This window comes from Duganella sp., assembly GCF_039595735.1.
Classification (GTDB): Bacteria; Pseudomonadota; Gammaproteobacteria; order Burkholderiales; family Burkholderiaceae_D; genus Rugamonas.
The window spans coordinates 1-22,370 of sequence record NZ_JBCNLB010000028.1 but is presented as its reverse complement, the minus strand read 5'-3'; the positions used below and the strand labels follow the sequence as shown (position 1 = coordinate 22,370).

At 63.3% G+C, this 22,370-nt stretch carries 20 protein-coding genes; 12 read left to right on the top strand and 8 right to left on the bottom strand.

The annotated features are described in order from the left end of the window. Nucleotides 1-4: 4 nt before the first annotated feature. The 3 genes from selD (at nucleotide 5) to ABDW57_RS26655 (ending at nucleotide 4,924) form a co-directional block, all read left to right on the top strand. Nucleotides 5-1,051, top strand: a complete 1,047-nt coding sequence (gene selD, locus ABDW57_RS26665; RefSeq protein WP_343733166.1) for a selenide, water dikinase SelD — start codon at nucleotides 5-7, stop codon at nucleotides 1,049-1,051. A gap of 435 nt (nucleotides 1,052-1,486) precedes the next feature. Continuing rightward, a complete protein-coding gene (gene leuA / locus ABDW57_RS26660; protein WP_343733165.1) occupies nucleotides 1,487-3,181 on the top strand; it encodes a 2-isopropylmalate synthase in 1,695 nt (564 codons plus the stop codon). Nucleotides 3,182-3,376: 195 nt separating this feature from the next. After that, nucleotides 3,377-4,924, top strand: a complete 1,548-nt coding sequence (locus ABDW57_RS26655; RefSeq protein ID WP_343733164.1) for a methyl-accepting chemotaxis protein — start codon at nucleotides 3,377-3,379, stop codon at nucleotides 4,922-4,924. On the opposite strand, the gene egtB is transcribed toward ABDW57_RS26655, so the two are convergent. Beyond that, a complete protein-coding gene (gene egtB, locus ABDW57_RS26650; RefSeq protein WP_343733184.1) occupies nucleotides 4,921-6,159 on the bottom strand; it encodes an ergothioneine biosynthesis protein EgtB in 1,239 nt (412 codons plus the stop codon). The genes ABDW57_RS26655 and egtB overlap by 4 nt on opposite strands. 5 nt (nucleotides 6,160-6,164) lie before the next feature. After that, nucleotides 6,165-7,100: an L-histidine N(alpha)-methyltransferase gene (gene egtD / locus ABDW57_RS26645; RefSeq protein ID WP_343733163.1), complete on the bottom strand. Its 936-nt coding sequence runs from the start codon at nucleotides 7,098-7,100 to the stop codon at nucleotides 6,165-6,167. A gap of 129 nt (nucleotides 7,101-7,229) precedes the next feature. Here egtD and ABDW57_RS26640 point away from each other — a divergent pair, with 129 nt between their 5' ends. From ABDW57_RS26640 to ABDW57_RS26615, 6 genes are all read left to right on the top strand, one after another. Beyond that, complete coding sequence (locus ABDW57_RS26640) at nucleotides 7,230-8,090, top strand: putative selenate ABC transporter substrate-binding protein (RefSeq protein ID WP_343733162.1); 861 nt, start codon at nucleotides 7,230-7,232, stop codon at nucleotides 8,088-8,090. Next, nucleotides 8,091-8,909, top strand: a complete 819-nt coding sequence (locus tag ABDW57_RS26635) for an ATP-binding cassette domain-containing protein (RefSeq protein WP_343733161.1) — start codon at nucleotides 8,091-8,093, stop codon at nucleotides 8,907-8,909. After that, nucleotides 8,909-9,766 carry an ABC transporter permease gene (locus ABDW57_RS26630; protein WP_343733160.1) on the top strand — a complete coding sequence of 286 codons (858 nt, stop codon included), beginning with the start codon at nucleotides 8,909-8,911 and terminating at the stop codon, nucleotides 9,764-9,766. Before ABDW57_RS26635 ends, ABDW57_RS26630 begins: the two co-directional genes overlap by 1 nt. An 8-nt stretch (nucleotides 9,767-9,774) precedes the next feature. Next, nucleotides 9,775-10,554 carry a phosphonate ABC transporter, permease protein PhnE gene (gene phnE, locus ABDW57_RS26625; RefSeq protein WP_343733159.1) on the top strand — a complete coding sequence of 260 codons (780 nt, stop codon included), beginning with the start codon at nucleotides 9,775-9,777 and terminating at the stop codon, nucleotides 10,552-10,554. Further along, nucleotides 10,554-11,234, top strand: a complete 681-nt coding sequence (locus ABDW57_RS26620; RefSeq protein WP_343733158.1) for an ABC transporter ATP-binding protein — start codon at nucleotides 10,554-10,556, stop codon at nucleotides 11,232-11,234. The genes phnE and ABDW57_RS26620 overlap by 1 nt, the downstream gene beginning before the upstream one ends. 182 nt (nucleotides 11,235-11,416) lie before the next feature. Further along, entirely contained in the window at nucleotides 11,417-11,704 is a 288-nt protein-coding gene (locus tag ABDW57_RS26615) for a hypothetical protein (RefSeq protein WP_008447145.1), read from the top strand. Between the two features lie 113 nt (nucleotides 11,705-11,817). Here the strand turns inward: ABDW57_RS26615 and ABDW57_RS26610 are convergent, their stop codons facing one another. Together ABDW57_RS26610 and ABDW57_RS26605 are read right to left on the bottom strand one after the other, a co-directional pair. After that, complete coding sequence (locus tag ABDW57_RS26610) at nucleotides 11,818-12,420, bottom strand: YdeI/OmpD-associated family protein (RefSeq protein WP_343733157.1); 603 nt, start codon at nucleotides 12,418-12,420, stop codon at nucleotides 11,818-11,820. An 11-nt stretch (nucleotides 12,421-12,431) separates the two neighbouring features. Continuing rightward, entirely contained in the window at nucleotides 12,432-13,709 is a 1,278-nt protein-coding gene (locus tag ABDW57_RS26605; protein ID WP_343733156.1) for a hypothetical protein, read from the bottom strand. Between the two features lie 121 nt (nucleotides 13,710-13,830). Between ABDW57_RS26605 and ABDW57_RS26600 the strand changes: the two genes are divergently transcribed. After that, complete coding sequence (locus ABDW57_RS26600) at nucleotides 13,831-15,363, top strand: DUF1800 domain-containing protein (RefSeq protein ID WP_343733155.1); 1,533 nt, start codon at nucleotides 13,831-13,833, stop codon at nucleotides 15,361-15,363. Nucleotides 15,364-15,373: 10 nt separating this feature from the next. Next, nucleotides 15,374-16,546, top strand: a complete 1,173-nt coding sequence (locus ABDW57_RS26595; RefSeq protein ID WP_343733154.1) for a DUF1501 domain-containing protein — start codon at nucleotides 15,374-15,376, stop codon at nucleotides 16,544-16,546. Nucleotides 16,547-16,556: 10 nt separating this feature from the next. Here the strand turns inward: ABDW57_RS26595 and ABDW57_RS26590 are convergent, their stop codons facing one another. From ABDW57_RS26590 to ABDW57_RS26575, 4 genes are all read right to left on the bottom strand, one after another. Beyond that, nucleotides 16,557-18,269: an EAL domain-containing protein gene (locus tag ABDW57_RS26590; RefSeq protein ID WP_343733153.1), complete on the bottom strand. Its 1,713-nt coding sequence runs from the start codon at nucleotides 18,267-18,269 to the stop codon at nucleotides 16,557-16,559. 50 nt (nucleotides 18,270-18,319) lie between these two features. Further along, nucleotides 18,320-18,883: a TetR/AcrR family transcriptional regulator gene (locus tag ABDW57_RS26585; RefSeq protein WP_343733152.1), complete on the bottom strand. Its 564-nt coding sequence runs from the start codon at nucleotides 18,881-18,883 to the stop codon at nucleotides 18,320-18,322. 12 nt (nucleotides 18,884-18,895) lie between these two features. After that, a complete protein-coding gene (locus ABDW57_RS26580) occupies nucleotides 18,896-19,363 on the bottom strand; it encodes a nuclear transport factor 2 family protein (RefSeq protein ID WP_343733151.1) in 468 nt (155 codons plus the stop codon). A gap of 77 nt (nucleotides 19,364-19,440) precedes the next feature. Next, nucleotides 19,441-19,668 carry a helix-turn-helix domain-containing protein gene (locus ABDW57_RS26575; protein ID WP_343733150.1) on the bottom strand — a complete coding sequence of 76 codons (228 nt, stop codon included), beginning with the start codon at nucleotides 19,666-19,668 and terminating at the stop codon, nucleotides 19,441-19,443. A 62-nt stretch (nucleotides 19,669-19,730) separates the two neighbouring features. Here ABDW57_RS26575 and ABDW57_RS26570 point away from each other — a divergent pair, with 62 nt between their 5' ends. Next, nucleotides 19,731-22,043 (top strand): FdhF/YdeP family oxidoreductase, encoded by a 2,313-nt coding sequence (locus ABDW57_RS26570; protein ID WP_343733149.1) that lies wholly within the window; start codon nucleotides 19,731-19,733, stop codon nucleotides 22,041-22,043. Nucleotides 22,044-22,370 lie beyond the last annotated feature (327 nt).

Here is a 22,370-nt window from a genome sequence, read left to right as displayed (position 1 = left end):
AATCATGAGCAATGACGCAATCAAACTGACCTCTTTCTCCCACGGCGGCGGCTGCGGCTGCAAAATCGCGCCGGGCGTGCTGTCCGAAATCCTGAAGAATTCCAACGGCTTCCCGGTGCCGAAGGAACTGCTGGTCGGGATCGAGACTGCCGACGATGCCGCCGTCTACAAGCTCAATGACGAGCAGGCGCTGATCGCCACCACCGACTTCTTCATGCCCATCGTCGATGATCCTTACGACTTTGGCCGCATCGCCGCCACCAACGCCATCTCCGACGTATATGCCATGGGCGGCACGCCGATCATGGCGCTGGCCCTGGTGGGCATGCCGATCAACAAACTGCCGATCGAAACCATCGGTCAGATTATCAAGGGTGGCGAATCGATATGCGCCGAAGCCGGCATTCCGATCGCTGGCGGCCACACCATCGACTCGGTCGAGCCGATTTACGGCCTGGTGGTCATGGGCCTGATTCATCCATCGAAAGTCAAGCGCAATGCCGACGCCAAAGCCGGCGATGTGCTCATCCTCGGCAAACCGCTGGGCGTGGGCGTGCTGTCGGCCGCGCTGAAAAAGGATGCGCTGGACGCCGCAGGCTACCAGGCCATGATCGCCAACACCACCAAGCTGAATAAACCAGGCAAGGCGCTGTCCGAACTGCCGGGCGTGCACGCGCTGACCGACATCACCGGTTTCGGCCTGCTGGGCCACCTGCTGGAACTGGCGCGCGGCGCCAAACTGGAGGCGCATCTGGACATGCGCAAGATCCCGCTGCTGCCAGGCGTCGAGCAACTGGCGCACGACGGCTACTTCACCGGCGCCTCCGGCCGCAACTGGGCCGCCTATGGCGCTGAAGTCTCGCTGGCGGAATCGATCACGCCCGCCCAGCACTCCCTGCTGACCGACCCGCAAACCTCCGGCGGCCTGCTGGTCTCCTGCGACGCCGCCAGCGTGGACGAAGTCCTGGCCCTGTTCCGCCGCGAAGGCTTTGGCGAAGCAGCCGTCATCGGCCACATGGCCGCCGGTCCGGCACGTGTCAATGTAGCGTAAACGACAACCCCGCCAATTTCGCTTGACGACTGCGGCGGGGATCGCTTACATTCTAGGAATGATCTCGCATCTGCACCTATCCGCTTTCCTGCTATCGCCTGCCAGCGCCCTATCGCTAGCAGCGCGTCTACTAGCACGCGTTTAATCCGCGTCCCTGTTGTACCCTCGTGCCGGCCATAAGCCGCACAGTCTTCAAAATCCAGGAAAGTTTGCACCGATGCTCTCTATGACTACGGCCACCCTTGCTCCATCCCGCACCGGCGATTCGTTCGCGCTGCCGGCTGGCGCACGTGTGCTGTCGCCGCTACTGCTAAAACTACCGATCGGTTGCCGCGCCTAGCGCCCCGTGGCAGCACGGCAGCCCTCCGCCACACCCAGTAGCGCCAGCGCACCCACGCCGGCATCTAAAAAAATTCAGAATCCAGGAGCACTACCATGATGTTGCAGAACCCAGCGAGCAAATACCGCGCCTTCCCAGCCGTCCAACTGACCGACCGTACCTGGCCGAACGCCGTCATCAGCAAACCGCCAATCTGGATGAGCACCGACCTGCGCGACGGTAACCAGGCGCTGATCGAGCCGATGAGCATCGAGAAAAAACTGCGCATGTTCGACCTGCTGATCAAGATCGGCCTGAAAGAGATCGAAGTGGGCTTCCCTTCCGCCTCGCAGACCGACTTCGATTTCGTGCGCAAGCTGGTGGAAGAAAAACGCATTCCGGACGACGTCACCATCATCGTGCTGACCCAGTCGCGCGATGAACTGATCCGCCGCACCGTGGAATCGTGCGTGGGCGCCAAGCGCGCCATTGTCCACCTGTATAACTCGGTGGCGCCGGTATTCCGCAAAGTGGTGTTCGGCATGTCGCGTGAAGAGATCACCAACATCGCCACCACCGGCGCCAAGCTGGTAAAAGAACTGACCAAACAGCACCCTGACACCGAGTGGGGCTACGAATACACGCCGGAATCCTTCTCCACCACGGAGTTGGACTTCTCCAAGCATATCTGCGACGCCGTGATCGCCATCTTCGAGCCAACGCCGAACAAGAAGATGATCATCAACCTGCCATCGACCGTGGAATGCAGCACGCCTAACGTCTACGCCGACCAGATCGAATGGATGTCGCGCAAACTGACCCGCCGCGATTCGCTGATCATCTCGGTCCACCCGCACAACGACCGCGGCACCGCCGTCGCTTCGGCAGAACTGGCCGTGATGGCCGGCGCCGACCGCGTGGAAGGCTGCTTGTTCGGCAATGGTGAACGCACCGGCAACGTCGACCTGGTCACGCTGGCGCTCAACCTGTACACCCAGGGCGTGCACCCGGGCCTGGACTTCTCCGACATCGACGAAGTGCGCAAAGTGGTTGAAGAATGCAACCAGCTGCCAGTGCATCCGCGCCACCCATACGTGGGCGACCTGGTATTCACCGCCTTCTCCGGCTCGCACCAGGACGCGATCAAAAAAGGCTTCGCCAAACAGGAAGCCGGCGCGATCTGGGAAATCCCCTACCTGCCGATCGACCCGCAAGACCTGGGCCGCAGCTACGACGCCGTCATCCGCGTCAACAGCCAGTCCGGCAAGGGCGGCATGTCCTACCTGCTGGAACAGGATTACGGCCTGGTGCTGCCACGCCGTCTGCAGATTGAGTTCAGCCGTGCGGTGCAGGCGGTGGCCGACCAGACCGGACTCGAAATCACGGCCGAAGGCATCTACAACATCTTCAGCAAAGAGTACTTCGAGCAGTCCTCGCCATACGCCTACCAGTCGCACAAAATGGTGGAAGACACCAGCAGCGACGAGCCGGTGCAGATCGATATCGCCCTGATCCACCGCGGCGCGCCACTGGCGCTGCAAGGTGGCGGCAATGGCCCGATCGACGCCTTCGTCGATGCGCTGGGCCTGGACATCAAGCTGATGGACTACCATGAGCACTCGATCGGTTCGGGCGCCAACGCCAAGGCGGCCTGCTACGTTGAACTGCGCCTGGCCAATGGCCCGACCCTGTTCGGCGCCGCCACCGACAGCAACATCCTGACCGCCTCCTTCAAAGCGGTGCTGAGCGCCGTCAACCGTCAGCTGGCGCGCGTCGAAGCCGCGCAAACCGAAGGCAAGGTAGCAGCCTGATAGCCAACTCCTGGGTCTAACTCCGGGGTCAGGTCCGTCATTTCTACACGAGCTCTGCCGTAGCGACCGCTACGGCAGAGCTCGTGTAGAAATGACGGACCTGACCCCGGATTACAACACTGGCCAGAAGTTGCATTTTGCGGCGCAGCATTAACCGTTATACTGGTTTGGAACTTTTCTTATCGGAACCAGTGCATGCAATTCTCCAACCTTAACATCGGCGTCCGGCTCGGCCTGGCCTTTGGCGCGGTACTGTTGTTAATGGCCATGTTGATTGCCATCGGCCTGCAACGGCTCGGCAGCATCGACCATCTCAATCGCACTATCATCGATGAAGACTGGGTGAAAGCCGAAGCGGCAGCCACGGTCAGCACCACCACGCGTGCCAATTCCGCACTCACGCTGGAACTGTTCACCAGCGAGACGCCGGCCCGCACGGAGCAAATCCGCGCCGAAATGGAGGTCAACAAGAATACCATCAGCACAGCGCTGGAAACGCTGGACAAGCTGCTCACCACCGGCGCCGGCAAGGCGCTGCTGGCACGCATCCGCGAGGAGCGCAAGGCGTATGTGGCCTCGTTTTCGCAGGTCGGCAAGATGCTGGCGGACGGCCAGCGCGAGCCCGCCCTCGCCTATCTGCGCAGCGACATGCTGCCCAAGCTCACGCGCCTGCAGGACAGCGTGCGCGATCTGAACGAGATGCAGAAAGCCGCTGTCTACCAGAACGGCGATTTGGTCAAGCAGGACATTTCGATGGCGCGCCACACCATGGCGTGGCTGGGCGTGGTGGCGCTGGCCCTGGGGCTGGCGTTTGCCTGGCGTGTCACGCACTCGATCACCGCGCCGATCGGCACCGCGCTGCAAGTCGCGCGCGCGGTGGCTGCCGGCGACCTGACGCATAACATCGACGCCAGCCATCGTGATGAAATGGGCCAGCTGCTGCAGGCATTGGGTCAGATGAATTCCAGCCTGGCCAACATCGTCGGCCGCGTGCGCAGCGGCACCGGCGCGATCAACACGGCGTCGGCGGAAATCGCCAGCGGCAATCTGGACCTGTCGTCGCGCACCGAGCAGCAAGCCAGCTCGCTGCAGGAGACCGCCGCCTCGATGGAGGAACTCACCAGCACCGTCAAGCAGAACGCCGCCAATGCGCACCAGGCCAACGCGCTGGCGCAATCGGCCACCGAGGTGGCGCAGCGCGGCGGCGCCGTGGTGGCCCAGGTGGTGGACACGATGAACGCCATCAACGATTCATCGCGCAAGATCGTCGAGATCATCACCGTCATCGACGGCATCGCTTTCCAGACCAATATCCTGGCCCTGAACGCCGCGGTGGAAGCCGCGCGCGCCGGTGAACAGGGACGCGGCTTTGCGGTGGTGGCGTCCGAGGTGCGCACGCTGGCGCAGCGCTCGTCCGCTGCCGCCAGGGAGATCAAGGCCCTGATTGATGATTCGGTCGACAAGGTGACAGCCGGCGCACAACTGGTGGATCTGGCCGGCAGCACCATGAACGAGGTACAGGAGAGCGTGCGCCGCGTGACCGAAATCGTCAGCGAAATCACGCAGGCGAATCACGAACAGACCAGCGGTATCGAGCAAATCAACATCGCCATCAGCCAGATGGATCAGGTCACGCAGCAGAACGCGGCGCTGGTGGAGCAAGCCGCCGCTGCTGCGGCGGCCATGCAGGATCAAGCGGGTGAGCTGAACGCGGTGGTCAGCCAGTTCCGCCTGCACGCTTAAACCTGGCGCGCCAGGCGTATGCCGGTGAATTGCCAGCGTGCGCCGGCAGGGAAGAAGTTGCGGTAGCTGGCGCGCGCGTGGCCTTCCGGTGTGGCGCAGGATGAGCCGCGCAACACGTACTGGTTCAGCATGAACTTGCCGTTGTATTCGCCCAGCGCGCCTTCCGCAGCAGCAAAGCCGGGATATGGCGCGTAGCTGCTGCTGGTCCACTGCCAGCAATGGCCAAACATCTGCCGCAAGCCCGCCGCGCCGCCGGCGCCGGCCGGATGCAGCGAGCCGGTTTCGATCGGCGCCTGTCCATGCGCCGCGGCATACTCCCATTCCGCCTCGGTCGGCAGGCGCGCGCCGGCCCAGTGCGCATAAGCATCGGCTTCAAACAGCGATACATGCGTCACCGGGCGCTGCAAGTCCAGCGGCTGCGGGCCGTGCAGCGTGAATTCCTGCCATGCGCCCTGCTCGTCCTGGAACCAGTAGATCGGCGCTTTCAGGTTTTGCGTGCGTACCCAGTCCCAGCCCTCGGCCAGCCACAGCGCGGCGTTGAAATAGCCGCCGGCGTTGATAAAGGCCAGGTACTCGCCATTGGTCACCAACCGCGAAGCCAGCGCAAATGGCGCCACGTATTGTTTGTGGCGCGGCAGTTCGTTATCAAAGCTGAAGCCATCACCACGATGGCCGATCTCCGCCAGGCCGCCGTCAAACGATTGCCATGCAAGCGGCGCCGCCACCGCCGCCGCCGGCAGCGGAATCGCCATGTAGGCCGGCCGCAGCAGGCTTTGCGCCAGCAGGTGCTTGACGTCGGTCAGCATCAATTCCTGATGCTGCTGTTCGTGCTGGACGCCCAGCGTGATCAGCATCGCCAGCTCGGCGCGCCGCGCCGCATCCAGCTCGCCGGCCAGCAGGCGCGCAATGCGCCCATCGACGTTGGCGCGATAGGCGCGCACTTCCGCCATCGAAGGCCGCGTCAACAGGCCGCGCTGCGGGCGCGGATGCTTTTCGCCGATGCCGTTGTAGTAGGAGTTGAACAGGATGCGGAACGCCGGATGGAATGGCGCAAACCCACGCTCCATACGTTCCAGGATAAATGTCTCGAAGAACCAGGTGGTATGCGCCAGATGCCATTTGATCGGACTGGCGTCCGGCATCGATTGTGCGCCACAGTCTTCGTCGGACAAGGGTTCGGCCAGCGCCAGCGTATGTTTGCGGACCGTCGCGTAGCGCGCTTGTAGTGTCTCCATCATCCTCAGATAACCCGCGCGTGAATTACGGCGAACCAGTTGTCTGCATCGGTCCACACGTGGTTGGTGGCAAAGCCTGCCCGTTCCAGCAGGCTGACGAAGGACTGGCGCGTGTACTTGTAGCTGTCCTCCGTGTGTATGCGCTCGCCGCGTTCAAAACGGCGCTCGCCGCCCGGCCAGCGCACCGTGAGCGCGCGGCGCGCTTCCAGATGCATCTCGATGCGGCCATGCTCCGCCTCAAAGAAGGCGACGTGCTTCCACTGCTCGACATCGAAGTCCGAGCCAATCAGATAGTTCAGGTGGCGCAGCATATTCAGGTTGAAGGCGGCAGTGACGCCCAGCGCATCGTCGTAGGCAGCGTCCAGCACCGTGTGGTCCTTGATCAGGTCCACGCCGATCAGCAGGCCGCCATCGGCACCGGCGTTTGCGCGCAGGCCGCGCAGGAAATCGACTGCCTGCGCCGGCGAGAAATTGCCGATCGACGAGCCGGGATAGAAGAACACGCGGCGCCCGGCGCGCACGCTGTCCGGCAATGCAAAGCCGTTGGAAAAGTCCAGCCCCAGCGCCGTCATCTCGATCTGCGGGAAACGCTGCTGCAGCTGCGCCACCGCGCCCACCAGGAAGTCGCGCGAAATATCAACCGGCACGTACTGCGCCGGCCGCAGCAAGGGGAACAGCGAGGCGGCCTTGGCGCAATTGCCGGCGCCGAGGTCGATCAGCACAGAGCCGTCTCCGATCGCGCGCGCCATGGCGGCGCCGTGCGCGGCAAAAATGCTGGCCTCGGTGCGGGTTGGGTAGTACTCGGGCAGCTCGCAAATCGCCTCGAACAGCTTGGAACCCAAACCATCGTAAAGGAACTTGGGAGACGTGTGGGCCGCGGGAGACAGCAGGCCGGCGCTGATTTCGGCGATAACCGCCTTACTGCCGTGGGACATTTGCATATGATGCCATGCCTTTACTTTGGACCAGAGTGACTGGAGATGATTTTTGCTATGATAGCCGAATATCCATTTTCGCAGCGCAGGACCAAAAGTTCCGTGCGTCTTTTCACACTCAAGGGCAAATACACAATGAAAATCTCCCTCAAATCCGTTCTCGCCGCCGGCATGATGCTGGCCGCTTCCTGGTCCCACGCCCAGTCGGCCGACCACGTGTTCCGCGTGTCCGCCATTCCGGACGAGGCGCCAACCGAGTTGCAGCGCAAGTTCAAGCCGCTGGGCGAGTACCTGGAGAAGAAGATCGGCATGAAGGTCGAGTTCACGCCGGTGACCGACTATGCCGCTTCGGTGGAAGCCCTGATCAACAAAAAAGTCGACATGGTGTGGTTCGGCGGCTTCACCTTCGTGCAGGCCAATGACCGCAGCAAAGGCCAGATCACGCCGCTGGTGCAGCGTACCGAGGATGAAAAATTCCGCTCGGTGTTCGTCACCACCAACAAGAGCATCAACAGCCTGAATGACCTGAAGGGCAAGACCCTGAGCTTCGGTTCCGAGTCTTCGACCTCGGGCCACCTGATGCCGCGCTTCTATCTGCTGCAGGCGAAGATCAATCCGGACACCGACCTGAAACGCATCGCCTTCTCCGGCGCGCACGACGCCACCGTGGCCGCTGTCGCGGGCGGCAAGGTCGATGCCGGCGCGCTGAATATCTCGGTGTGGGAAAAACTGGTGGAAGCCAAGAAGGTCGATCCGGCCGTGGTGCGCGTGTTCTACACTACGCCAGGCTACTATGACTACAACTGGTCGGTACGCACCGACATGAACGCGGACCTGAAGAAAAAGCTGACCGACGCCTTCCTCGCGCTGGACATCAACAAGCCTGAAGATAAGGCCATCATGGACCTGCAGCGCACCGTCAAGTTCATCCCGACCAAGGCCGACAACTACAAGAACATCGAAGCGGCAGCCAAGAACGCCGGTCTCCTGAAGTAAATGCCGACTTACCAACTGCAAAACCTCACCGTGCGCCACATCGGCGCGCGGTCGTCGTCCGCGCTGCAAGCGATTAACCTGACCGTGGAACAGGGCGAGCAACTGGCCCTGATCGGCCCTTCCGGCGCCGGCAAGACCACCTTGCTGGCGACGCTGTCCCTGTCGCACCGGCCGGCCGAAGGCAGCTTCAGCGCCTTCGGTACCGATCCGTGGGCGCTGGGCGAAGCGGCGCGCCACCGCTTGCGCGCGCAGTTGTTCCTGGCGCCGCAAACCCCGCCCCTGCCGCCGCGCCAGCGCGTGGTGACGGCGGTACTGGCCGCGCGCCTGCCGCAATGGAGCGTGTGGCGCGCGCTGGCCTCGTTGTTCAAGCCTGCCGATCCGGAAGCCGCATGGCAGGCGCTGTCGCGCTTCAACCTTGGCGACAAGCTGTATTCCCGCGTCGACCGCCTGTCCGGCGGTGAGCGTCAGCGCTGCGGACTGGCGCGCCTGCTGCTGTCGCCGGCCAAGGCGCTGCTGGTGGACGAGCCTTTGTCCGCGCTGGATCCGGCGCTGTCCGAACTGACCCTGACCACATTGCGCGAAGAAGCCCAGGCGCGCAGCGCCACGCTGATCTGCAGCCTGCACCAGGTGGATCTGGCGCTGAGCCATTTCCCGCGCATCGTCGCCCTGCGCGAGGGGCGCATCGTCTTCGACCTGCCGCGCGAACAGGTCACGCCGCAAATGATCGCCGCCCTGTATCAGGGCGAACAACCGGCCGCCAGCAAGCCGCAGCATGACGACGCCATGGCGGTCAAGCTGGGCGTGGGCGCCTGCCTGTAATGGCCGCGCTGTCTTCTCCCTCCGGCGCTGCCGGCGCACCGGACTCCTACCGCGACCCCGCTTTGCGCGGCCGCGTCATCGCCATCGTCCTCGCGCTGCTGGTGCTCTGGCCGACACTGGTGGTCAGCGAATTCAAACCGTGGATCCTGCTGGACGAACAAAGCCTGAGCGCCACCGGCCGCTTTCTGGCCGACTTCCTGGTGCCCGCGCACAGCGCGGAATTCCTGCAGATGCTGTTGCGCGAAACCTGGAACACCGTGGCCATCGCCACCGCCGGCCTCACGCTGGCCCTGCTGGGCGCCATCCCGGCCACGCTGATCATCAACGAACAACTATCGATTTCCGCGCTCGGCACCGGCCGCATGCGCCCTGTGGCGCGCGCGGTGCGGCAAGTGGTGCGCTGGCTGCTGGTGGTGCTGCGCTCGGTGCCGGAACTGGTATGGGCGCTGCTGTTCGTGCGCATCATCGGCCTCGGCCCCACCGCCGGCGTGCTGGCCATCGCCCTCACCTATTGCGGCATGCTGGGCAAGGTCTACGCCGAAATCCTTGAATCGTCCGACGCCCATGCCAGCGACACGCTGCTGGCCAACGGCAGCGGGCGGCTGGCGGCGCTGCTGTACGGCGTGCTGCCGGAAGCCGCATCGGAACTGATGTCCTACACCGTCTACCGCTGGGAGTGCGCGATCCGCGGCTCGGTGGTGATGGGCTTTGTCGGCGCCGGCGGCCTCGGTCAGCGCATGGATGAATCGATGAAAATGCTGGCTGGCGCGGAAGTCGCCTCCATGCTGCTGGTGTTCGTGGCGCTGGTCGCGCTGGCCGACCAGTTCTCCAAAGTGCTGCGGAGGCGACTCGGATGAATCCCGACATGCCAAAGCCGCCACGCCGCGACTGGACCGTCATCGTGCTGATGGCCATGCTGGCGGCACTGATCATCGCCAGCTTCACCACCCTGCCACTGAAGTGGCGCGAATTCTTCACAGTGGAAGCCATCAACAGCAGCATCGAACTGCTGGCCGGCTTTGCGCCACCGGAGACCGGCCTGCCTTTCCTCACCAGGACCGTCTGGGCCGCGATCGAAACACTGGCCATGTCCGGCCTCGGCACCCTGCTGGCCGTGATCTTCGGCCTGGCCTTCTCGCTGCCGGCATCGGGCCGTTTCGGCGCCGCGCCGCGCGCCGCGATGCGCGCGCTGCTCAACGTGCTGCGCTCGATCCCGGAACTGGTGTGGGCATCCATCATGCTGATTGCCGCCGGCCTGGGGCCGCTGGGCGGCACGCTGGCGCTGGCCGCGCACACCGCCGGTGTGCTGGGCCGCCTGTTCGCCGACTCGCTGGAAAATGCCGCGCCGCTGCCGGAACAAAGCCTGCGCACCAACGGCGCCAGCGCCACCGCGGCCTTCTTCTACGCCACGCTGCCGCAAACCCTGCCGCAGATGATGTCCTACACCCTGTACCGCTGGGAGAACAACATCCGCGCCGCCGCCATCCTGGGCGTGGTGGGGGCAGGCGGTCTGGGCCAGATGCTCAAATACCACCTGTCCCTGTTCCAGATGCCGCTGGCCGCCACCGTCATCATCGCCATGCTGTTGCTGGTGGCGCTGGTCGATGGCGTCAGCTTTGCCATGCGCCGCGCGCTCACACGATAATGCTCGAACTCCGCAACCTCTCCAAATCCTATGGCGGCCGGCCAGTGCTGGATCAACTCTCGTGGACTTTCAAGGCCGGCGAGTTTGTCGCCATCATGGGCGATTCGGGCGTGGGCAAATCGACGCTGCTGAATCTCATCGCCGGCCTGGATACGCCGGACGCCGCAGCCGGCGACTCGCCCATCATCGTCGACGGCATTCCCATGTCCGGCCTGGATGACGACGCGGCCACCAGGCTGCGGCGTGCGCGCATGGGCTTTATCTTCCAGGCTTTCCACGTGCTGCCGCATCTGACGCTGTTGCAGAATGTGGCTTTGCCGCTACTGCTGAATGGTTTGTCCACGACACGCGCGGCGGACATGCTGGCAGCCGTTGGCCTGGAAGGCCGCGCGCACGACTTTCCCCATCAGATTTCCGGCGGACAAATGCAGCGCGTGGCGATCGCCCGCGCGCTGGTGCACCGGCCAACGCTGGTGCTGGCGGATGAACCTACTGGTAACTTAGATCCTGATACCGCCGAAGCCGTCCTTAACCTGTTGCAGCGCGAAATTAAAACCACCGGCGCCTGTGCCATCATGGTGACACATTCGCAACTTGCTGCCAAAAAGGCGGACAAAGTCCTACATTTATCTCGCAACGGGTTACAAGAAACAACAATCGTCAACCCGTTTGAGCAATAACTAACATAATTTATTTGTCAAACCCTGCACTTTTTTTTTAACCGTAGTATTATTGAAATTAACTTGCATGGTTATCAAGAATGTTGAGTCGCGTACCACATTCAGACCAGAAAGAACTGTGGGCGCTAGCCTTGCCGGGAAACGTACTTTGATTAACGTTTAGAGCAAAGGAGGAGCAAACCATGAACGTACGGCAAAAGAAGCTGGAATTGATCGAGGCCATGAATCGTGCGCGGGCACTGGAGCCATCCAGTTTTGTCCCAAACAAGCTTCTTGATACTTTGATCGAAAAGATGAACTTGAAGAACGATGCAGAGTTGTGCCGGGTGCTGGAAGTTCAGCCCCCGATCATCAGCAAGATCCGACACCGCAAGCTGGCAGTAGGTGCCACGATCCTGCTGCGTATGCATGAAAAATCAGATATCAGCATTCGCGAGCTGAAAGATCTGTCAACCGCGTCTATGCATTGACTGACCTAGTCTGTCGTGCCATGCCAGGCGCCGGCATGCGGTATCCGGCGCCCCTTAAGCGCCTTAGCGAACAGCCCAAACCCCGCTGAACGCTAATCCTGTTGGCTGCATCACTAGCATTTCTCGTATTTCCAATTCCTCGATTTTCCCTCGGCGATCCACGCGATGGCTTGCTCGCGCCTGCGCGTGCGCGTGGCTTCGGTCCTGGCTTCGGTCAGCCACTCGGCGTAGTCGCGCTGCTTGCTCGGGCTGAAAGCGTCGAAGTGCTGACGCGCGGCCGGCACCGCGTCCAGGGCGGCATTCAGGTCATCCGGAATCTCCAGCGCACGCGGCGTGGCCGGCTTGGCGCGCGCCGGTGCGGCCATGCCATCGTCATTCAGTTTCATGGCCTGCTTGATGTACCCGGCCAGCACCTTCTTGGACGGCAAATCCTTGATCGACGTGATGCGGCCGAAGTGGCCCATGGCCTCGCGCCTGACCTCGTCATCGGCCATCAGCAGCTCCGCCTTCCAGAAGCCGAAAGCGCAATGGCTTTTGAAGGAAGCCATGCTGCACATCATGCCCTTGTACATGAAGTGCGGGAAGCTCCACTTCATGGTCTCCTCCACGTCCGGACAAGCCGCATGCACCACCGCGCGCAGATGTTCAAGGATGGGCTGCGCAAATTCAGCGGACTTGGCGATGTAAGCGTCAACGCGCGGATCGGTAGTGGGCATGGCGGGTCTCGTCAGAAGTATTCCGGATGCTGCTCCGCCATGCCGGCTTCGAACTTGTTGACCGCTTCAAAGTTCTGGAAGCCCGGCGCCAGGCGGCGTCCCGTGTCCCAGCAACGCCAGGCACGCGGGCTATCGTACTGCATCAGCAGCAAGTCGCCCAGATCCTTGTAGGCTCCCGCCAACACCGGGTTCGCCTGCAGCACCTCCATGAACAGGCGCTCGCCCTCTTTCGCCTGCTTCATGCGCACGCGGTGATTGGCTTCGAAGATCTTCAGCACGTACGCCTTGCGCGGGGCCTGCACGCGCAGCGCCACCAGGGTTTTCAACGCGTCTTCATATTCACTGCTCTTGCCGGGATTGATGGCAGCGAACAGCAGGCCCACAGACGGTGAAACCTTCACCGCCTGCTTCTGCTCCTCCGTCAAGACCATGGGCGTCCCGGTGATCAGCGAGCATTCCAGCTTGCCCAGCATGGTGTCCAGCAGTTGCGCCTCGCTGAAATCGCTGGCGCTGTCGCATGGGTATTGCGCACGCAGGGCGGCCAACTGCTCCGGCGTCATGGCGGCAAGGCGGTCCAGCACCGCATCAAGGCCGCTGGCGCTCATCTCGCGCTTGTAGGGTGTCAGATCGTAGGCTTGCGGCTGTATCGTGTGCACGGCGCTGATCTCAAGCCGCAACGTGCGGTCGCCGCTGACGAAAAAGCTCAGGTGTCCGGGAATCACGCCGCTCTTGGCCAGCTTGTCCAGCAGTTGTGGATGGCCGCCCTGCGCATAGCGCATGAAGCGAGCGAACAGCGCGGCATCGGCCGCGGCGACCTTGGTGCCAGCCTGGCTCCATGTCGCCAGCCTGGTGCCGCCGGTGGAAAACGCCAGCGTCCCGCCGTCCGCCTTCTCGTCGATGACGGCCGGCGCACCGGCAAGCAGCGACAGCTCATTCTCCTGCACCGCCATGTTCAATGCCGGGGTATCCACCTTGGCCGTCGCCAGCGCGCCTTGCAGGTGAACCCGGTTCTGCAGCTCCATGACGCGGAAGCCGAGCGTGTCGTACAGCGAATATTCCACGTACTCGCCGGCGGCGGTGTTGATGGCAAAGCGGCGTCGGGTTTTGAAGTCGTAGATCACGCGGCCGGCAGGCGTGGCCACTGCCATGTAACTGTCGGCCAGCGTGACGTCCATTTGCGTGGTGCGCTCCTGGATCGTGGCAGTGACATGCAAACTAACAGCCGCCTGCACCTGCGGCACGGCCGCAAGCGCCAGCAGCGCAGGAAAGATGACGGTCGCAAGACGCATAGGATGCCCCAGAGAGAAAGGGCCATCATAGTTGGAAATGCACTGGCTGTTTGTAACATTTCGTTGCACGATACACATAGCTCATATACCAAAACGGCGAATCTGGCATATGCTCCAGACTATGCATACCCTCCCTATCGCCCGCTGCGCGGCGGCCTTGCTCCTGCTGGCCGGCTGCGCCACCACACCCACTCCGCCGGCGCCGCCGGCCGATCCGGCGGCGTTGAGCAGCGCGCTCAATCGCGTCAGCTGGGGCGTCAACCTGAGCACCTACCGGCAGGCCGAGAAGATCGGTTACGAGGCCTGGCTGGAGCAGCAGCTGCATCCCCGCCCCGCCGTGCTGCCGGCCGCCGCGCAGGCGCAGATCGACGCCATGACCATCTCGCACAAGCCGGTGCTGCAGCTGGTGCAGGAGCTGGAGGCGCAGCGGCGCGACTACGACAAGGCCATGGTCGACGACGACGCCAAGAAAGCCGCGCAGCGCGCCTATCAGCAGGAGCTGAATCGGCTGGCGAAAGAAGCCGCCACCCGCTCGCTGCTGCGCGACCTGTATTCGCCCAACCAGCTGCAGGAGCAGATGACGTGGTTCTGGATGAACCACTTCAACGTCCACCAGGGCAAGAGCAACCTGCGTGCGCTGGTGGGCGATTACGAGGAACAGGCAATCCGTCCGCATGCGCTGGGCAGGTTCCGCGACCTGTTGTCCGCCACGCTACGCCACCCGGCCATGATCCGCTATCTGGACAACGAACAAAACGCCGCCAACCGCGTCAACGAAAACTATGCGCGCGAAATCATGGAGCTGCACACGCTGGGCGTGGACGGCGGCTACTCGCAGGGCGACGTGCAGCAGCTGGCGCGCATCCTCACCGGCGTCGGCGTCAACCTGACCGACAAGATGCCCAATGTGCGGCGCGACAAACAGGATCAGTACCTGCGCAACGGCATGTTTGAATTCAACCCCAACCGCCACGACTACGGCGACAAAGTCTTCCTCGGCCAGACCGTGAAAGGCCGCGGCCTGGCCGAAGTGGATGAAGCGCTGGACCGCCTGTGCCGCCATCCCGCCACCGCGCGCTACATCAGCCGCAAGCTGGCGATTTACTTCGTGGCGGACGAACCGCCACCGCAGCTGGTGGAGCGCATGGCCGCGCGCTTCCAGTCCAGCGATGGCGATATCGCCGCCGTGCTGCGCGTGATGCTGACCTCTCCCGAGTTCAAGCAATCGCTGGGTCAAAAGTTCAAGGACCCGGTCCACTACGTGGTGTCCGCCGTGCGCCTGACCTACGACGACAAGATCATCCTGAACGCGGGACCGATGCTGAACTGGCTCAATCGCATGGCCGAGCCACTGTACGGCCGCCAGACGCCGGACGGCTATCCGCTCACGCAATCCGGCTGGGCCAGTCCCGGCCAGATGACCACCCGCTTTGAAATCGCCAAGGCCATCGGCAGCGGCGCGGCGGGGCTGTTCAAGACCGACGGCGCGCAGCCGCAGGAACGTCCGGCCTTCCCGCAGTTGCAAAATGGACTGTACTACCAATCGCTGCAAGCCTCGCTGGCGCCAGCCACGCGCCAGGCGCTGGAGCAAGCCACCTCGCCGCAGGAATGGAATACCCTGTTCCTGTCATCGCCGGAACTGATGCACCGCTAGGAGAAGCACCATGAAACGCCGCACCCTGCTCAAATCCCTGGCCGCCCTGCCGGCAGCCTCGCTGGCCGGCCAGCTGTGGGCCGCGCCGGCCAGCAAGACGCGTCTGCTGTTTGTCTTCATGCGCGGCGGCTATGACGCCACCAGCCTGCTGGTGCCGGTCTCCAGCCAGTTCTACTACGACGTGCGGCCCAACATCGCCATCGCCAAATCCGCCACGCTGCCGCTGGACGCCGACTGGGGACTGCACCCTGCCCTGCGCGACACCATCTATCCGTTGTTCACTGGCGGGCAGGCAGCCTTCGTACCGTTTGCCGGCACCGAGGACCTGTCGCGCAGCCACTTCGAAACGCAGGACAGCATCGAACTCGGTCAGGCGCTGGACCGCAAGCGCGACTACCGCTCCGGCTTCCTCAACCGCCTGGCGGCCACCCTCAACGCCGACCGCGCCAACGCCATCGCTTTCACCGATCAACTACCGCTGATCATGCAGGGCAATCTGCAAGTACCTAACACCGCGCTGCGCAACGTCGCCAAGCCGGCCGTCGATGCGCGCCAGGCCAGGATGATCGCCGCCATGTACCAAGGCACGGCGCTGGCGCAACCTGTGCGCGAGGGCTTCACCGTGCGTGAAGACGTGATGAAGGACATGATCGGTGAGATGGACGCCGCCAACCGCAATGCCATCACCGCCAAGGGCTTTGAGCTGGAAGCGCGCCGCATCGCCAAGGTGATGCAGGAGCGCTACAACATCGGCTTTGTCGACGTCGGCGGCTGGGACACCCACGTCGGCCAGGGCAACGCCACCGGCTACCTCGCCAACCGTCTGGAAGAACTGGGCAAGGGCCTGGCCGGCTTTGCGCAGGAGATGGGGCTGGAATGGAAGGACACGGTGGTGGTGGTGGTCAGCGAATTTGGCCGCACCTTCCGCGAAAACGGCAACCGCGGCACCGACCATGGCCACGGCACGGTGTACTGGGTGCTGGGCGGCGGCATCAACGGTGGCAAAGTGCGCGGCGAACAGGTGCGGCTGGAACAGGCCACGCTGTTCCAGAACCGCGACTATCCGGTACTCAACGAATACCGCGCGCTGTTCGGCGGCCTGCTGGCGCGCATGTATGGCCTGAACGCCGGCCAGGTGGACAAAATCTTCGGCACCCAAGGCCGCGATCTCGGACTGGTATAAGGATAGGGCCTCAGGCTGCGCCATGCTCGTGCAGCCAGATCGTGGCGGCCTCGGCGGTCAGCGCCGGCGTGTACAAATAGCCCTGGAAAGCGCCGCAGCCCGAATCGCCCAGAAAGACCGCCTGCTCCGCACTTTCCACGCCTTCCGCGATCACGTTCAGGCGCAGGTCTTGCGCCAGCTTGATCACCGTCCGCACCACGGCATTGGCGTCGTCGCTGCCGGGCACATCGCGCAGGAAGCTCTTGTCCAGCTTGATGGTGGTCACTGGCAGCGTGCGCAAATAACTGAGCGAGGAATAGCCGGTGCCGAAATCATCCAGCGCCACCATGAAGCCGCGCTCGCGCAAGCGGTCGATCACGTGGTTGCCGCTGCGTTCCAGCTCGATCGCGTCGCGCTCGGTCAACTCGATTTCCAGCGCCGACGCCGGCAAGTCAAACTCGGTCAGCGTCGTATCCAGTTGCGCCACATAACCAGCATTCGACAACTCCTTGGCGCAGGTATTGATGCAAATCCGCAGCACGGAAATGCCGCCATCGCGCCAGCGCCGCAGCTGGGCGCACGCCCGCCGCATCACCCCCTTGCCCAGTTCCACCAGGGCGCCCAGTTCGCCCGCCAGCGCGATCACATACTCCACCGGCTGCTGGCCAAGAAAACCAGGCAGGCGCAGCAGCGCCTCCATGGCCAGCACGCGGCCATCGGCCGACAGGATGGGTTGATAGTCCAGCCAGTAACTGCCCTGGCGCAGCACGCGCCGCAACTCGGAGTGATCGGCATTCTTGCGGTGGGCCGCCAGATCCAGTTCCTCGGTGTAGTAGTGATAGCGGTTGCGGCCGGCGTTCTTGGCGTGGTACAGCGCCAGATCGGCCTTCTTCAACAGATGGTCGGAGGTGGTGGCGTCCAGCGGGCACACGGCAATGCCAATGCTGGCACTGATGCTGACCTCCTGCCCGCTGATCAGGAAGGGCTGCGCCAGCTCCAGCAACAGCTTTTCCGCCAGCACGCCGCCGCTGGACGGTGACGGCGCATGCAATTGCATCAGCGCGAACTCGTCGCCGCCAAGACGGGCCACGTAATCGCTCTCGCGGCTGACGGCCCGGATGCGCCACGCTGCCTGTTGCAGCAGCAAGTCGCCGGCCTGGTGGCCCAGCACATCGTTGACCTCCTTGAACTGGTCGAGGTCTATCATCAGCAACAGCAGCACCTGACCGGAGCGTTCCGCCTGCGCAATCATCTCTGAACGGCGGCTATCGAAGGCGGCGCGGTTGGCCAGGCCGGTCAGCACATCCACCGCCGCCAGGCGCCGGATTTCATCCTGCGCCAGCTTGCGTTCGGTGATGTCGCGCAGGATTTTCAGATAGCCGATGATGCCGCCCTGCTGGTCGCGGATCGGCGTCAGCACGCCGTCGGCCCAGAACAGCGAGTGGTTCTTGTGCTGATGCCAGCGATAGTCGGCGGCGCGTTCCCACTGCGCGGCCAGCGTCATTTCCAGCGTATGCACGCCGTCCGCCTCGTCGCTGGGGGTAAACAGGCAGCCCGTGCCATGGCCGATCACCTCCGTGGGGGCAAAGCCGAAAATCAGCTCGGCGCCGAGATTCCAGCTGGTGATCCTGCCTTGTTCGTCCATCGTGAAAATGGCGAAATCGCGCACATTCAGATAAATCTGCTGCAGCACAATATCAGGGGCAAGACTGGGGGCAATTACGTGAGTCAGTGGCGGGATCATGGCGCTGGCCGTTGGTCTAAACTGGTTAGACCCGGCCCCCGCGTCCGAGTTCACCCGATCGTCAGCAAACGCTGCTGCATGCGCTGCAGGGCGCGCATGAACAGCTCGGGCTCGCCGGCCGCGCGCGCCAGCACCAGCGCGCCCTGAATGCCGCCCACCACGTCCTCGGCCAGCGCCAGCGCGGTGTCGGCATCGCGGCCGCCGCGCCGCAGCGCCGCCGCCAGCGCCTGCACCCACTCGGCAAAATACGATTGCACCGTGAGCGCAAAACGGTCGCGCTCATGCCCCAGCGCAAACACGCCCACCAGGCACACCTTGCGGCCGGACAGGAAATAGCGGCCGACGGCGGTGAACATGTCTGCCACGCCCTGCCGCACATCGCCGGCGGCGCGCAGCGGCTGGAAGACCTGCTGGCGGAACCAGCCGTCGATGTCGGACAGCACGGCCTCCGCCATCTCCTCCTTCCCGCCGGGGAAGAAGTTATACATGCTGCCCTTGCCCATGCCCGTCCCTGCGGCGATACGCGCCAGGCTGGCGCCTTCAAAACCGTAGGTACGGAACACTTCGGCCAGCAGCGGCACGACGTCGCGCCGCTCTCCCATTACTCGTGGCATGTCTCAACAACCTCAGAAACCAAAATCGCTTAATCCCGGATGGTCAGCCGGGCGCGGTGCGTTGATATCCCAGTGGAACTTGCGGTCGGCGGCGGCGATCGGGTGTTCGTTGATGCTGGCCAGGCGGCACTGCATCAGTCCGTCTGGCGCGAACTCCCAGTTCTCGTTGCCGTAAGCGCGATACCACTGGCCGGAATCGTCATGGTATTCGTAGGCGAAGCGGACTGCAATGCGGTTGCCGTCATGCGCCCACAATTCCTTGATCAGGCGATACTCCAGCTCGCGCGTCCATTTGCGCTGGAGCAGACCGATGATCCCGGCGCGGCCGGTGACGAATTCACCACGGTTGCGCCAGGCGCAGTCCTCGGTGTAGGCCAGCGCGACCTTTTCGGGATTGCGGGTATTCCAGCCGTCTTCGGCGGCGCGGACTTTCTGGGCGGCGGTTTCAAGGGTGAACGGCGGCAGTGGCGGACGGCTCATGATGATTTCCTTTTTTAAGTTGTACCAAACGGTACAATCACTTTAAACCGATGGCGGCGCAGATGCAAGGAAAATTTTTATTCGCGGATCAGCCTGACGGTGCCAGTGACGCCGCCGTCGTCCAGCGTCAGCGCCACCAGGCCGGCTTCCTCCAGCAGCGTCAGTTGGCGGCGCAGCACGCTCATCGGCAAACCGGCTTGTTTGCTCAGTTTGGCCAGGGAACAGGGCTTGTCGGGCCACTCGGCCTCGATGCCGGCCAAAGCCTCCAGCAGCGCTGCCAACGCAGCCATTACCTCATCGTCCATGCGGATCAGCCCTTAAGTTAAAAATGCAATATACTCGCAGAAAAATATTACCGGACCGCAACATGACAAAAAAATCAGAAGGCCATATCGAACCGTACACCCACCCGGCGGCGGGCTGGGGCGCGCTGAAACAGGTGGCCATCAACCTCGTGCGTGAGCGCGTTGCCGGCGGCAATTATAAGACCCTGCTCAAGCAAAACCAGCCGGACGGCTTCGACTGTCCCGGCTGCGCCTGGCCGGACCGCGAGCACGCCTCCACCTTTGAATTCTGCGAGAACGGCGTCAAGGCCGTGGCGGCCGAAGCCACCAGCAAGCGCGTCAAGCCGGCATTTTTCGCCGCCCACACCGTCACCCAACTGCTGCAACAATCGGACTATGAACTGGAGCAGCACGGTCGCCTGACCGATCCCATGGTCTACGACGCCGCCAGCGACAAATACCAGGCCATCGGCTGGGACGACGCCTTCGCCCTGATGGCGCGTCATCTGAAAGCCCTGCCCGATCCGGACCAGGCCACCTTCTACACCTCCGGCCGCACCGGCAACGAGGCCGCCTTCCTGTTCCAGCTGTTCGTGCGCATGTACGGCACCAACAACTTCCCGGACTGCTCCAACATGTGCCACGAGCCGACCAGCCGCGGCCTGCCGGGCACGGTCGGCATCGGCAAGGGTACCGTCACGCTGGAAGATTTCGAACATGCCGACACCCTGCTGATCTTTGGCCAGAACCCGGCCACCAACCATCCGCGCATGATGGGCGAATTGCGCGATTGCGCGCGCCGCGGCGCCACCATCGTCTCGATCAACCCGCTGCGCGAGCGCGGGCTGGAACGTTTTACTTCGCCGGCGCATGCGCTGGAAATGCTGACCGGATCGACCACCCACATTGCCTCGCTGTTCATCCAGCCCAGGCTGGCCGGCGACTTCGCCCTGATCAAAGCCATCGCCAAGCGCCTGGTGGAGCGCGACGACGAGGCCCTGGCGGCCGGCCAGGCCAGCCTGCTGGACCGCGAATTCATCGAACGCCACACCAGCGGCTACGCCGCCTTTGAACAAGACCTGCGCGCCGAAAGCTGGGACGTGCTGCTGCGCGAATCCGGCGTGCCGCGCGCACAGATCGAACAGCTGACCGACATCTACATCAAAGGCAAAAACGTCATCAGCACCTGGGGCATGGGCCTGACGCAGCACAAAGGCGCGCTCAAGACCATCCAGATGCTGTCCAACCTGATGATGATGCGCGGGCAGATCGGCCGCAAAGGGGCGGGCCTGTGCCCGGTACGCGGCCACTCCAACGTGCAGGGCGACCGCACCATGGGCATCGAAGAAAAGCCGACCAAAGCCTTCCTCGACCGCCTGCAGAAAGTGTTCAACTTCGAGCCGCCGCGCGAACATGGGCTGGACACGGTGGACAGCATCCAGGCCATGCTGGACGGCCGCGTCAAAGTCTTCATCGCCATGGGCGGCAACTTCGCCATGGCCACGCCGGACACCGCCCTCACCTTCGAAGCGCTGCGCAAATGCGAGCTGACAGTGCACGTCGCCACCAAGCTCAATCGCAGCCATCTGGTGATGGGCAAGGAGGCGCTGATCCTGCCAACGCTCGGCCGCACCGAAATCGACCTGCAAAACGGCGTGCCGCAAGGCGTGACAGTGGAAGACTCCATGAGCATGGTGCACCTGTCCTTCGGCATGAACAAACCGGCGTCGGACAACCTGCTGTCCGAGACCGCGATTGTGGCGCGGCTGGCGCACGCCACCCTGGGCAGCGACAAAATCGACTGGCTGGCCTGCGCGGCGGATTACGCCAGCATCCGCGAAATGATCGAAAAAGTCTTCGATGACTTCCACGACTTTAACGCGCGCGTGGCGCATCCGGGCGGCTTCCACCTGCGGGTGGCCTCGCGCGAGCGCGAATGGCGCACCGCCAGCGGACGCGCGCAATTCGTACCGCACGCGGTAGACCTGGACACACCGATCCATCGCGCCCGCGCGCTGCACGGCGAACGCCTGATGGTGCTGATGACAGCCCGTTCGCACGACCAGTACAACACCACCATCTACGGCCTGGACGACCGTTATCGCGGCGTGTACGGCTTGCGGCGCGTGGTGTTCATCAACAAGGAAGACCTGGCGATGCTGGGCTTGAGGAATGGCGAGTACGTCGACATGGTGAGCGTGTGGGACGACAACGTCACGCGCCGTGCCGAGCGTTTCCTGCTGGTGGAATACGACATCCCACGCGGCTGCCTGGGCGCCTACTTCCCCGAGACGAACGGACTGGTGCCGCTGCACAGTACTGCCGACGGCGCCGGCACGCCGACGTCCAAATCTATTCCGGTGCTGCTGGAGCGTTCGGCGCAGGCGGATACGTAATCCGCAAGCCCTCGACGTGCGCGAACTCCTCGCTCTGCATGTAATCGGCATAGCCGCGAAACGACAGATTGCGTCAGCCCGTGTTGGGCGAGTCCTTATGCGCGCGTCGCAGCCCCCAAACCGCGCAGATAGCGATATTCAATCCCGGCATCGGCCAGCGAAACGGATAACTGATCCTGGCCGAACTGCGGACTATGGCGCAATTCGGGGTCAGATACCGTCTTGAATAGCAAGGCCTTTTGACAGGTAATTGGGATCAAAAGGCTTGCCGGTATGGATCACGCCATAAATGAGGTGTGCGAGTTTATGCATGACGGCGCTGATCAC